The sequence below is a fragment of the Pseudomonas sp. W4I3 genome (assembly GCF_030816195.1).
Classification (GTDB): Bacteria; Pseudomonadota; Gammaproteobacteria; order Pseudomonadales; family Pseudomonadaceae; genus Aquipseudomonas.
In genome coordinates, this window is the sequence record NZ_JAUSXS010000001.1 from 3,637,049 (window position 1) to 3,649,611 (window position 12,563).

Annotated in this window: 10 protein-coding genes; 7 read left to right on the plus strand and 3 right to left on the minus strand. The window is 62.7% G+C overall.

The window, feature by feature from the left end; genetic code table 11:
- Positions 1–402 precede the first annotated feature (402 nt).
- A complete protein-coding gene (locus tag QF045_RS16610; RefSeq protein ID WP_306493169.1) occupies positions 403–1,179 on the plus strand; it encodes a hypothetical protein in 777 nt (258 codons plus the stop codon).
- Between the two features lie 42 nt (positions 1,180–1,221).
- Here the strand turns inward: QF045_RS16610 and QF045_RS16615 are convergent, their stop codons facing one another.
- Positions 1,222–3,030, minus strand: coding sequence for an ABC transporter ATP-binding protein (locus QF045_RS16615; protein ID WP_306493170.1), 1,809 nt, complete (start codon positions 3,028–3,030; stop codon positions 1,222–1,224).
- Between the two features lie 268 nt (positions 3,031–3,298).
- On the opposite strand from QF045_RS16615, the gene QF045_RS16620 reads away from it, so the two are divergent.
- The 6 genes from QF045_RS16620 to QF045_RS16645 are packed head-to-tail and all read left to right on the plus strand — an operon-like array spanning position 3,299 to position 10,831.
- Positions 3,299–3,424, plus strand: a complete 126-nt coding sequence (locus QF045_RS16620; protein ID WP_306493171.1) for a hypothetical protein — start codon at positions 3,299–3,301, stop codon at positions 3,422–3,424.
- The gene (locus tag QF045_RS16625) at positions 3,385–5,721 is read left to right on the plus strand and encodes a TonB-dependent receptor plug domain-containing protein (RefSeq protein WP_373424487.1); all 2,337 of its coding nucleotides are present in this window, start codon (positions 3,385–3,387) and stop codon (positions 5,719–5,721) included. The genes QF045_RS16620 and QF045_RS16625 overlap by 40 nt, the downstream gene beginning before the upstream one ends.
- A gap of 45 nt (positions 5,722–5,766) precedes the next feature.
- Complete coding sequence (locus QF045_RS16630; protein WP_306494909.1) at positions 5,767–7,380, plus strand: ABC transporter substrate-binding protein; 1,614 nt, start codon at positions 5,767–5,769, stop codon at positions 7,378–7,380.
- The gene (locus tag QF045_RS16635) at positions 7,377–8,327 is read left to right on the plus strand and encodes an ABC transporter permease (RefSeq protein WP_306493173.1); all 951 of its coding nucleotides are present in this window, start codon (positions 7,377–7,379) and stop codon (positions 8,325–8,327) included. Before QF045_RS16630 ends, QF045_RS16635 begins: the two co-directional genes overlap by 4 nt.
- Positions 8,328–8,330: 3 nt before the next feature.
- Positions 8,331–9,215 (plus strand): ABC transporter permease, encoded by an 885-nt coding sequence (locus tag QF045_RS16640; protein ID WP_306493174.1) that lies wholly within the window; start codon positions 8,331–8,333, stop codon positions 9,213–9,215.
- On the plus strand, positions 9,212–10,831 hold the full coding sequence (locus tag QF045_RS16645; RefSeq protein ID WP_306493175.1) for an ABC transporter ATP-binding protein: 1,620 nt from the start codon (positions 9,212–9,214) through the stop codon (positions 10,829–10,831). Before QF045_RS16640 ends, QF045_RS16645 begins: the two co-directional genes overlap by 4 nt.
- Positions 10,832–10,835: 4 nt before the next feature.
- Here the strand turns inward: QF045_RS16645 and QF045_RS16650 are convergent, their stop codons facing one another.
- Positions 10,836–11,399 carry a TetR/AcrR family transcriptional regulator gene (locus tag QF045_RS16650; RefSeq protein ID WP_306493176.1) on the minus strand — a complete coding sequence of 188 codons (564 nt, stop codon included), beginning with the start codon at positions 11,397–11,399 and terminating at the stop codon, positions 10,836–10,838.
- 160 nt (positions 11,400–11,559) lie between these two features.
- Positions 11,560–12,261, minus strand: coding sequence for a glutathione S-transferase family protein (locus QF045_RS16655; RefSeq protein ID WP_306493177.1), 702 nt, complete (start codon positions 12,259–12,261; stop codon positions 11,560–11,562).
- Positions 12,262–12,563 lie beyond the last annotated feature (302 nt).

Genomic DNA, 12,563 nt, shown 5'->3' on the forward strand with positions numbered 1-12,563 from the left:
TGCGCATTGGGGGCAAAATCGGGGGCACAACTAGCATTTTTTTGTCTGAAACTACCGTTCTAGAGCCCAGTCAAAATGTTTTTGGGGGACCCCGATAGCTTGTAATGGAGTGCCAGTGAATTCCATAAAACTCCTGCGTAACAAGCAGTTATTGTTAATTAACGTCAACTCAAGCTCTGGCGCTTGAATTAGCGGCGCGCTTAACAATCACACCTTGCTCATCACGTGATTTTCACAGCTCCAATCGATAGCCACCGGCCTTCTGAGCCACGTGAGCACCTGCAGTTCGTCGCCCAATCGCAAAACGCTAAAATCTCGACTACTGTCTATATGTACAGATGAAAAAGTAGTGGGTTACTTCGACCCGAGCTCAAGCACGCTCTTTACTTAAGGATGAGTAACATGAACGACGATTTGAAGCAGTCAGGCTCCACCACCACCGCACAATCCACGGTTTCCATGGAACAGATCAAAACCGGTCGAGTCCTTGATTTCACCTGGGCGCCCAACGCCAACACCACGACCACCATCGTCTCGGCGGACTTTGTCGACTACAAGGTCGATACCTCCCAAGGCAGCCCGACGGGCGACAGTCACTCAATAGCGCGGTTCACCTATGTCCAGGGCAAAGGCGGTGGCCAGATCGATACGCTGTTTCTTGAAGAGATGCGTGCAGGTGTACGTGCCAACGCCCGGATCGGGCTGATGGTGGGACGCAAATGGGTGATGGACTCCAACGCAGAGGTGTCCGGCAGCATCGGCACCTACGTTGTGGAGCAGTTCGATGACATGCGCGCCAGTGTCAATTATGTTGGCGCCTTCGCCCGTGTCTTCGCCGATCCCAGGATGGTCAGCTATCACGCCGGCGGCCATGTGCACACCAACGCCTCGATCACTGCCAGCAGACCTTTGACCATGGCCGATTCAGGCAAGTCGATTCTGGTCATCAGCAACACTGACGTCACGCTGACTATCGATGACGATGTGACTGAGGGGTTCAAGGCCACACTGATCCAGGCGGCCGCCGGCAAGATCAACATCGTCGCCTCCGGCGGCCACACGCTCTACAGCAATGCCGGGCGCCGAACAGGCACACTCGCGCCACTGGATGAGCTGGAGATCAGCACCTTTCCGGCCGGTCCGGTATTCCTGGCCTTTCGCGCAAGGCCTGCCGCCTGAAGCACTGCAGTCTGAAGGGGGGATTGGACGGGCGCTCGGGACCTAGCGATACCCGCGCGCCTGTACATCGAACAACTCGGCATAGCGCCCACCCGCCGCCATCAGTTGGTGATGGCTGCCCTCCTCCAGGATTCGCCCGCCGTCCAGCACGATGATGTGGTCGGCATTGCGCACGCTGGAGAATCGATGGGAAATCAACAACGTCATGCGGCCCTTGGCGTGTTCGCGAAAGTGCTCGAACACCGCCGCCTCGGCGCCGGCGTCCAGCGCAGCCGTCGGCTCGTCAAGAATCAGCAGATCCGCCTCTTGGCGCATATACGCGCGGGACAAGGCGACTTTCTGCCATTGCCCACCCGACAACTCCTGGCCGCCAAGCCAGCGCCCCAACTGTGTGCCGTAGGTCCTGCTCAGGCGCTCGATGAATTCCGCGGCCACTCCCTGGGTTGCGGCAGTGCGCCAGCGCGCCTCGTCATTCAACGCATCGACGTCACCCACTCCAAGGTTCTCGCCGACGGTCATCTGGTAGCGGATGTAATCCTGGAAAATCACCCCAATGCGCTGGCGCAGTGTTTGTTCATCCCAGTCCTGCAAGTCGCTGCCATCCAGCAGAATGCGTCCCTCGTGGGGGGTATACAGGCGCGTGAGCAGTTTGATCAGGCTGGTTTTGCCCGAGCCATTCTCGCCCACCAGGGCCAGGCTTTGCCCCGGCGGCAAGTGCAGGTTGATGTCGGTCAATGCCGGCCGCTCAGCGCCGGGGTAACTGAACCCCACGTGCTCGCAACGCAGGCCGTCGCCGGGACGCGCGCCCTGGGTAAGCCGGCCACTCGGCACGACCACAGGGGTTAGCAGGTACTCATACAGGTCCGACAAAAACAGGCTGTCGTCATACAGGCCGGCAATCGCGCTGAGGCTGGCGGTGATCGCGCTTTGCCCCTGCTTGAACAGCACGATGTACATGGTCATCTGTCCCAGGCTGGTCTGGCCGCGCACGGTGTCCAGCACCACCCAGGCGTACGCCACATAAAACGCCGCAGTGCCCAGCAGGCCCAGGGCAAAGCCCCAGGCATCCCGGCGCACCGTCAACTGGCGGTCTTCGGTGTACAAGCGCCGGGCGTTGTCGCGGTAGCGTTTGAGGAACAGCGGCGCCAGGCCGAACAGCTTGACCTCTTTGGCATGGGTCTCGTGGGACAGCAGCGATTCCAGGTAATTCTGCTGACGGGTCTCGGGCGCGCGTCGGTGGAACAGACGAAACGCATTGCCCGAGAAATGCGTCTCGGCGAAAAACACCGGTAAGGCGCCGACCACCAGAATCACCAGCGCCCACGGCGAAAAGTGCACTAACAGCACGGCAAAGCTGATCAGCGAGATCAGGTTCTGCACCAGCCCCAGGCCCTTGGTGACCAGGCTCAGCGGCCGTGTCGACGCGCCCTGGCGCACGCGCACCAGCTTGTCGTGGAACTCGGCGTCTTCAAATTGCAGGAGTGAGAGGGTCTGGGCTTTCTCCAGAATCATCAGGTTGACCTTCACCCCCAACTGCACCCGCAGCAACGATTGCTGCATCGACAACGCGCGCTGGGCGGCGGCCAGCAGCGCCAACACGCCCGCCTCGGCCAGCACGTACTGCATCACGGGCCACACGGGCGCCTGGCTGCCGGCGGCATGGATCTGCATCGCGTGCACCACGCCATCGACAATACGCTGGCCGATCCAGGCCGCCAGCGCAGGCAACAGACCGGCAATGATGGTGGCCAGCAGCAGGCCTATGAACAGGGGACGCGACGTCCCCCACACCAGCTTCAGTGCTCTGCGCGCCTGAATGGAAAACGCGCTCAATCGATTCAACAGCACCATGAATGGCATGGACTCCGTATGGGGGCTGGGGTGAGACCGGTGGATTATGACAGGCGATGACGTTGCGCACATCCAACGGCGAAGCGACACGCCGCACCGGCCAGATAATAAAAATAGATGATCTTATTAAAACGAAAGATAACAATATCTGATAATTAGCTTATTCCAAAAAAGAATTTCCCCGCAGTTTTTTATAGAGATACCTTCGTTTCACAGACCGACCCCATGCCTGGCGGAGGACGTACTCCCGACATGGATCTCTCTTGATATGCCAGATATTTATCTCCCCGCCCCGCTGAAAAAATTCCACCTGTCGCTGTTGACCAGCTCGCTGCTGCTGGCGGCGCTGCCCGCCTGTGCCGAGGACGCCAAGCTCGGCACGGTAAAACGGTGATTTCCACTGGTTTGCGCGGCCAGGAGCGCACCGTCGCCGACAGCCCGGCACCCATTGATGTGATCAACAGCGAGCAGTTGCTAAAGACCGGCCGCGCCGAGTTGTCCGAGGCGATTGCCAAGCTGCTGCCCTCCTTCAACTTCGGCACCAATATCGCCGGCTACAACTCGGTGACCCGCCCGCTGAGCAACCGCAGCCTCGGCCCGGCCTACACCCTGGTGCTGGTCAACGGCAAACGGCGCCACAACGGCGCCACCGGCCAGCGCGGCTCGATCGACAACAGCGGCGCGAATGCCGTGGACATCGACCTGATCCCGGTCAGCTCGGTCGACCATATCGAAGTCCTCAAGGACAGCGCCGCCGCCCAGTACGGCTCGGATGCGGTGGCTGGGGTGATCAACATCATCCTCAAGTCCGCCAACAACGGCGGGCACCTGGAGACCAGCTATGGCCAGTTGTATTCCGGCCAGGGCGAAACCATCAAGGTCGCCGGCGACCAGGGTTTCAAGCTCGGCGATGGCGGCTTCTTCCACCTCTCGGCCGATGCGCGCAAACGCGGCGAAGCCTCCTGGAACGACAAGGCCGACAGCAGCGTACGCGCCTTCAACGATCCGGCCAAGGAAGCGGCCTGGGACCGGGTGGCAATCAAGAACGGCGACCCCGACCTCAAGGCCTTCAACCTGGCCTACAACGCCGAGCTGCCGCTGGAGGACCTGACCCTTTATTCGTTCTCCACCTACGGCGAGCGCGACGCCGAAGCGGCCAATTATTTCCGTCTGCCCACCGGCCGCGCGGCGGTGCCCGAGGCGTTCCCCGACGGCTACTACCCGCTGAACAACATCAAGGACCGCGACTACCAGTTGCTGTTTGGCGGCAAGGGCCAAGTGGCCGAGTGGAACTGGGACCTGAGCACCACCTACGGGCGCAACAATGTGCACCACTCCAGCGACCTGAATATCAACCCGTCGCTGGGCACCGCCTCGCCGACCCAATTCGACAACCTGGCGACCTTTCGCTTCGAGCAATGGGTCAACAACCTCGACTTCACCCGCCGTTACGACAGCCTGTTCAACCTCACGGCACCGGTGCAGGTGTCGGCCGGCCTGGAGCATCGCTGGGAGCATTTCAGCACCTTCGCCGGCGACCCCGAGGCCTACCTCACCGGCACCTACCCGGCGGCATCGGGCGCACAGGCGGCAGTGACCATTCGCCCCGAAGATGAGGTCAGCCTGATCCGCAACAACTACGCCGGCTACCTGGACCTGGGCTTTGACCTCACCGAGCGCTGGTTCCTCGATGTGGCCGGGCGGGTCGAACATTACGACGATGACTCAGGCAACACCTTCGGCCTCAAGGTGAACTCGCGCTACGAGCTGACCGACAGCGTGGCGGTGCGCGGCACCGTCGGCACTGGTTTCCGTGCGCCGTCGCTGACCCAGATCGGCTACACCGTGGCAGACAACCGCGTGGCCACCGACGTCAACGGCAACGTGGTTCCGGCCGTCACCCGCCTGACCCCGTCGGGCAGCAACCTGGCCAAGGCGCTGGGTGGCGATGACCTGAAACCGGAGAAGTCGCGCAACCTCGGCCTGGGCCTCACCTGGCAACCCGCGCCGCGCACCAGCATCACCGCCGACGCCTACCTGATCGACATCGACGACCGTATCGCCCTGACCAGCAATATCTATGACCAGGGCAATGGCGCAGTCAACGCGATCCTCGCCGCCCAGGGCGTGCCCACCGGCACCTGGGTCAACTATTACACCAACGCCTTCGACACCCGCACCCGTGGCCTGGATGTGGTCGCCGACCACACCACGCCGCTGGATGCCTGGGGCGACGTGCGCTGGAGCCTGGGGTTCAACTGGAACAAAACCACTATCGAAGGCACCCGCGACACCCCGGCCGCACTGAACGGTTCCGGCGTGACCCTGGTGGGCCGCGACCGCGAGGGTGACCTCACGCAGGCGTCGCCCAAGACCAAGTGGATCCTCGGCGCGAACTGGAAGGTCCGGGACCTCGCGGTCAACCTGCAAACCGCCCGCTACGGCGCGGTCAAGACCCTGGCGGTCAACCCCACCGGGGACCGCAGCTTCGGCGCCAAATGGATCACCGACCTCGACGTCAGCTACACCTTCGTCGACAGCATCACCGTCAGCATCGGCGGCACCAACATCTTCGACGTGCGCCCCGACCGGCACGCCGTCTACAGCAACCTGGGCCTGGCGCCTTACGGCAACCCGCCGTTCTATCCGGGCGGCGGCTACTGGTACACCAAGCTGGCCTACGACTTCTGATTCACATCGCCAAACGAGGGCACCCCATTGAACACCTCCAACTTGATGAGCCGTCTGCTGGCCCCCTGCGCCCTGGCAATCAGCCTGGCCGCCTGCTCACCTTCGGGTGACCCGGCGCAAGCGAACAAAACCCTGAACATTGCATTTTTTGGCGACAACACCACCCTGGTCAGCGTCGACCCGTTCCAGGTCTACTGGCTGGAACACCGCGTGCTGCTGCGCAATGTCGCCGAGTCGCTCACCGATCAGGACCCGGCCACCGGCAAGATCATCCCCTGGCTGGCCAAGCGCTGGGAGATCAGTGACGACGCGCTGACCTACACCTTTCACCTGCGCGACAACGTGACGTTCAGCAACGGCGAGCGCTTCGACGCGAAAGCGGTGAAAACCGCGTTCGACAGCGACAAGGCCCTGGCCACCGAGCTGCCGGCGACCTTCGGCGCCACCTACCTGGCGGGTTATGACCACGCCGAAGTGGTCGACGACTTTACCGTCAAGCTGGTACTGGCCAAACCCAACGCGGGCTTTTTACAAGCCACCTCTACCACCAACCTGGCAATCCTCGCGCCCGCGTCCTATGCACTCACGGTCAAGGAGCGCTCTCTGGGCAAGATCATCGGCACCGGGCCGTTTGTGCTGGCCAGCTATACCCCGGAAGTCGGCGCGCACCTGACCAAACGCAAAGGTTACGCGTGGCCCTCGGCAAATATGAAGAACCCGGGTGAGGCACACCTGGACGCCGTCGACATCAGCTACATCCCTGAAGAGAGCGTGCGCAACGGCCTGTTCCTGCAGGGCAAAGCCGACATCCTGTGGCCACGCAACCCGTTTTCGGAAGTCGACCTGAAGCTGTTCCAGTCCAAGGGCGCGACCATCCAGAGCCGCTCACTGCCCGGCCCGGCGCTGAACCTGTACCCCAACACCCGTGGCGAACGCATCCTCGCCGATCAACGCGTGCGCCTGGCCGTGCAGAAGTCCATCGACCGCAGAAGCTACGCCAGCACCGTGTATAACGCCGAGTTTCCGGTGGTAGACGGCATCTTCGACGTGACCACGCCTTACTTCAAAAGCCAGGGCAGCAAGCTCGGCTACGACCCGGCAGCTGCCGAAAAACTGTTGGATCAAGCCGGCTGGGCCAAGGGCGCGGACGGTTACCGCAGCAAAAACGGCAAGCGCCTGAGCCTGAGCTACAACATCAGCCCGGCCGAAACTGCGGGTGACGTGCTGATCCAAGACCAACTGCGCAAGGTCGGCATCGAGTTGAAACTCAGCGTGGTGACCCGCGCCGAATGGGTGGCCAACAACTCCGCCGGCAACTACGACCTGACCATCAACTACATGACCCGCGCCGACCCGATCATCCTGCAAACCATCCTCGACCCGCGCAGCGCCAACAGCTCCACCGTGGCCACTAACACCTACGAACCGGCCACCCTGGAAGCAGCCAAGGGCTTGTTCGATGCCGGCATTACGGCCACCCAAGGCGCACAACGTGCCGCCGCCTATGGTGCCCTGCAGGACCTGCTGGTCGACGAAAGCTCGGCGTTCCCGGTGTACGAGCGCGTGTGGCAGGCGGCAACGTCGCCCAAGGTGAAGAACTTTCGCTGGACCGCCGAGGGCTTCGCGCTGCTGGGTGATATCGAGATCGGCACGCCATGAGTCGCTACCTGATCGGCCGCGTCGGCCAGGCCCTGCTGGTGCTATGGGGGGCCTATAGCATCACCTACTTCATCCTCTACCTGCTGCCGGGCGACACGCTGTCGATCATGCTCAGCGCCTCGGGCATGGAAGCCGATTCATTGTCGGTGGCCGACCTGGCCAAGGCGCGGGCCTATTACGGCCTGGACAAGGGCCTGTTCGAGCAATATGTCGACCTGCTGCTGGGCGCCTTGCGCGGCGACTTCGGCCAGTCGCTGTCGCTGAACCGCCCGGTCGCCGATCTGCTCGCCGAGCGCCTGCCGCAAACCCTGTCCCTGGCCGGCCTGGCGATTGTGTTGTCGCTGGTCGGCGGCATCGGCCTGGCCTACCTGACCGCTTATATTCGCTGGCAACCGCTGAAAAAAGTCCTGGCGCGCCTGCCTTCCCTGGGGTTTTCGGTGCCGGTGTTCTGGATGGGCCTGCTGCTGATCCAGGTGTTTGCCTTCGGCCTCGGCTGGTTCCCCGCCACCGGGAGCCGGGGCTTTGAAAGCCTGGTACTGCCGGCGATCACCCTGGCGATTCCCAGTGCGGCGGTGTATGCCCAAGTGCTGCAGCGCAGCTTCCAGGGCGTGTGGCAGGAGCCATATATCGTCACCGCCTACGCCAAGGGCTTGAGCCGCGCTCAGGTGCAGGCGCGACACGGGTTTCGCAACGCGGCGCTGCCCATTCTCACGCTGATCGGCCTGCAGGTGGGCAACACGGTGTCCGGTGCGGTGTTGGTGGAAACCATCTTCGCCCGCTCCGGTATCGGCCGCCTGGCCCAGGAGGCCGTGCTGCGCCAGGACATCCCGGTGGTGCTGGCGATTGTCGCGGTGTCGGCGGCGGCCTTTGTGCTGGTCAACCTGTTGGTGGACTTGCTGTACCCGTGGCTCGACCCGCGCATCGCCCACACGCCAAAGGTGTCCTAGACCATGACTATTCTTGAGCAAAACCTCGGCCTTACGACCCCACTCTGGCAACGCCGCACCCGCCGACAACGTGCCACGGCGGCGGCGATGCCCTTGCTGCGGCGACCGGGCTTCAGCCTGGCGGTGTTGATGGTGTTGTTTTCATTGCTGGCCGCCGTGGCGCCGCAGTGGTTGACCAGCTTCGACCCCTATGCCACCGCACCTGTGGTCAAGCTCACGGCGCCGAACCTGACCCACTGGTTCGGCACCGACGAGCTGGGCCGCGACCTGTACACCCGGGTGGTCTACGGCTCCAGCCTGTCGGTGCTGGCGGCCTTTCTGGCGGTGGGGATCGCGTTGTTGGGCGGGCTCGGGCTGGGCATTCTGTCCGGCTTTGCCGGTGGGCGTATCGATGCGCTGATCATGCGGTTTGTCGACGTGCTGCTCGCCCTGCCCGGCTTGCTGCTGGCCCTGGCGATTGTCACCGCCATCGGCTTCGGCACGGTGCCGGTGGCGATCGCCGTGGGCGTCGGGATTATCCCCGGATTCGCCCGCACCACCCGCGCCGAAGTGCTGCGGGTCAAGACATTGCCGTACGTGGAAGCCGCACGCCTGGGCGGCGCCAGCTGGGGCCGCACCTTGCTGCGGCACATCCTGCCAAACGCCTGGGGGCCAGTGGCGGTACTGGCGACCCTGGATTTCGGTGCAGCCATCCTCGCCACCGCCGGCCTGAGTTTTCTCGGTTTCGGCGCCGCGCCTCCGGCCGCCGAATGGGGCACGTTGATCGCCAACGGTCGGCACTTTCTGATCACCGCCCCCTGGGTGTCGTTGCTGCCCGGCCTGTTCCTGGTCGCGGTGGTGTTCAGCCTCAACCACATTGCCCGCACGTTCGAGGAAGTCCAGCGATGAATGCCTTAGTGGATGTTCGCCAGCTTAGTGTCAGCTACCGGCACGGCAACCTGGCGGTAAACCAGCTGTCACTGACCATCGCCCAAGGCGAGACGCTGGCGATTGTCGGCGAGTCCGGCTCGGGTAAATCCACCCTGGCCAACGCGATTCTCGGCCTGTTGCCGGGCAGCGCAACCATCAGCGCCGGCGAGCTGTGGGTGGACGGCAACAACCTCACCCACGCCGGCGAACGCCAGAAACGCGGCCTGCGCGGGCGCACCATCGGTTTGGTGCCCCAGGACCCGATGGTCAGCCTCAACCCGACTCTGCGCATTGGCCAGCAGATTGCCGAGGCGCTGATCCTGGCCAAGGGCAAGCGCTACCCCGGCGTCGATGCGGATATCGTCGAGCTGCTGCAACAGGTCGGTATCGACAAGCCGGTACTGCGCGCGCGCCAGTACCCGCATGAACTCTCCGGGGGCATGCGCCAGCGCGTGCTGATCGCCATCGCCCTGGCCGGCAACCCACGCTTGATCATCGCCGACGAGCCGACCAGCGCCCTCGACGTCACCGTGCAGCGCAAGATCCTCGACCACCTGCAGCGGCTGGTCAGTGAGCGCGGGATTTCGTTGCTGATCATCACCCATGACCTTGGCGTGGCGCTGGATCGCGCCGACCGCGTGCTGGTGATGCAACAGGGGCAAGTGGTGGAGCAAGGCGCGCCACGGCAGATTCTCGGCGCGCCGCAGCATGACTACACCCGCGCCTTGATCGCCGCCGCGCCGGCGTTCGCCACGCGCCGCCAGCCACTGCCCCGACCGGACCCGACGCAGCCGCCGATCCTGCACCTGCAAAACGTTGGCAAGACGTTCGCGCTGCCCAAGGTCAAGGGCGAAGACGCGACCTTTGTGGCGCTGGAGGACCTGAGCCTGCAGGTCTACCCCGGGCAGACCCTGGCGATTGTCGGCGAGTCCGGCTCAGGCAAAAGCACCGCGCTGCGCATCGCCCTCGGCCTGGAAAAACCCAGCCGCGGGCGGGTGTGGTTCGAGCAACAGGACGTCACCGACCTCAGCTGGCGCGACTTCCGCCCGCTGCGCCAGCGCCTGCAACTGGTGCAACAAAACCCGTTTGCGGCGCTGGACCCACGCTTCACTGTGTTCGACAGCATCGTCGAACCGCTGGTGTCGTTCGGTTTGCTCAAGGGCGCGGCCCTGGAACAGGCCGCGCGCGAGCTGATCAGTCGCGTGCATTTGCCGGTGAGTTTCCTTGATCGCCTGCCGCGCGAGCTTTCCGGCGGCCAGTGCCAACGGGTCGCCATCGCCCGCGCCCTGGCGCTGAAGCCCGATCTTTTGCTGCTGGATGAACCGGTCAGCGCCCTCGACGTGTCCGTGCAGGCGCACATCCTCGAACTGCTGCAAGAGCTGCAACGGGACATGGGCATCGCCTACGTGCTGGTGTCCCACGACTTGTCGGTGGTCGCCAACTTCGCCCATGAGGTGCTGGTGTTGCGCAATGGCCGGGTGATCGAACAGGGCTCGGTGGAGCGCATCTTCAACCGCCCGACCAGCGACTACACCCGTGAGCTGATTGGCGCCATTGCGGGCCAGCACGCTACCGCGAGCGCCGCCTGCGGATAAGCCCTTACGCAGTCAGGGGCCCGGACACCCGGTAGGCGTCTATCAAGGTATCGAAAAGCGAGATGTCCGACCGGCTTCTGGCGATGAGTTGAGCGCCGGCGACGGCTGCAAACATGGCGCGTGCCCGCGCTTCAGCGTCTTGCGGTGTGCACACCTCGGCGGCCGTAAGAAGTTTGGTTATCCAGGCGATATTCACGTCAGCAAACGCCTGGATTTCCGTGGTCATTTCGCTTGGCAGTTTGTCAGTTTCGGCGCCCACGAAGCTGGCGAGGCAAAGGCGATTATCGGCTTCAAGGGATCGACGAAAAATTTCGGGAAAGCGACGCAGCGCGTCTATCGGGTTGGGGTCTTCTTCGGAAATCGTTTCGAGTGCGGCCGCGCCATCTTGCCAATAGCGCTTGGCGACCGCCACACCCAGATCGGCTTTGCTGGGGAAGTGATAGTAGATGCTCGCTGCTTTGATCCCGACAGCTTGGGCAAGGTCGCGAAAATTCAGGCCATTGTAGCCCTGTGACTGGGCAATTTTGGTGGCGGCCAACAGGATGGCTTCTCGGGCGTTAGTGTTCATTGTGATGCCTTTCGCCCTAAGGACGATGTCTCGGAGGATGTGCAGCTATGCTATCTCAAAAGCCTACCTTTGGTTAGGTAGATATCAATGTCTAACGGGTATCCGTCAGGAACGCCATGTGGCAGCGGTCCCGACGGTTGCACGGCAATCCACCCAACCTTTATTCGGCCGGCGAATCCAGTTCAGGAATGCCACTGCTGCGATCGGCGTAGGCAGCCTGGAAGCTAGGGCGTTTCTGCCAGCGCTTCCAGTAGGCGTCCAGAAACTCGAAGCGCTCGTCCAGCGGGGTGGCGTTGACCGGGAACTTGGAAAATGCGATGGCGGTGGCCAGGGTTATGTCTGAGAAGGTCGGAGCATCCCCGCCCAGCAGCCATTCGCGGCCGTCAGACAGATGACGGTTGACCAGCGCCGCATGGGCCAAGGCTTCCTTGCGGCAGTGCTCGCCCCAGGCCTCGTTCTTGGTCAGTTCGAGCTTGAACCCGAGCCCGGTGTGCAGCACGTGAAACGCGGTGACGATACGGTACAGGATGTGCACCCAGACCCGGTTGTCCCACATGTTATCGAGCCCTTGCTCCAGCGCGTTCTCGCCCATGATCTTGCGACCGGGATAGGTCTGGTCGAGGTAGCGAACGATGGCGGCCGTCTCGGAAATGAAGCTGCCATCTTCCAGTTGCAGCGTAGGCGTCTCGCCCCACGGATTCATGTTCAGGTGACGCCAGCCACGCTGCTCGCCGCCCGGGGACATGTCATAAACGGTTTCGTCGAACAGAGCAGCGATGCCCTTTTCGTGCATGAACAGGCGCAGGCGCTGTGGGTTAGGGAAGGCCGAAGGAGATGTGAAGAGCTGGAGTTTAGTGGTCATGATCAATCCTGAGTGGGGCTGGCTGATTACCTAACTAGCGTTAGGTAACTGAACAATAGCGAGCGAACTGGCTAGCGTCAAGCCCCCTGCCTAACATTTGTTAGGCTTCTTGATTGCCACGGTTTGCATTGAAGCGCTGATAGGTTTCGGTTACAGCGTCTGGATTTTCGCAGGCCATTTCATGCACTGAATCAGGCGATGTCGGGGAGGGAGTATTGGATGAGTCTGGTGCGCGCGCGGGGTGTCAGGTAGATCGCTTTCGCAGGCAAGCCAGCTCCTACAGGCAGTGTGGGAGCTGAAGA

Coding starts and splice junctions, on each gene's coding strand:
- QF045_RS16650 (WP_306493176.1), bottom strand. CDS start 11,399: ATGAACACTAACGCCCGAGAAGCCATCCTGTTGGCCGCCACCAAAATT.
- QF045_RS16610 (WP_306493169.1), top strand. CDS start 403: ATGAACGACGATTTGAAGCAGTCAGGCTCCACCACCACCGCACAATCC.
- QF045_RS16635 (WP_306493173.1), top strand. CDS start 7,377: ATGAGTCGCTACCTGATCGGCCGCGTCGGCCAGGCCCTGCTGGTGCTA.
- QF045_RS16640 (WP_306493174.1), top strand. CDS start 8,331: ATGACTATTCTTGAGCAAAACCTCGGCCTTACGACCCCACTCTGGCAA.
- QF045_RS16645 (WP_306493175.1), top strand. CDS start 9,212: ATGAATGCCTTAGTGGATGTTCGCCAGCTTAGTGTCAGCTACCGGCAC.
- QF045_RS16620 (WP_306493171.1), top strand. CDS start 3,299: ATGCCAGATATTTATCTCCCCGCCCCGCTGAAAAAATTCCACCTGTCG.
- QF045_RS16630 (WP_306494909.1), top strand. CDS start 5,767: ATGAGCCGTCTGCTGGCCCCCTGCGCCCTGGCAATCAGCCTGGCCGCC.
- QF045_RS16655 (WP_306493177.1), bottom strand. CDS start 12,261: ATGACCACTAAACTCCAGCTCTTCACATCTCCTTCGGCCTTCCCTAAC.
- QF045_RS16615 (WP_306493170.1), bottom strand. CDS start 3,030: ATGGTGCTGTTGAATCGATTGAGCGCGTTTTCCATTCAGGCGCGCAGA.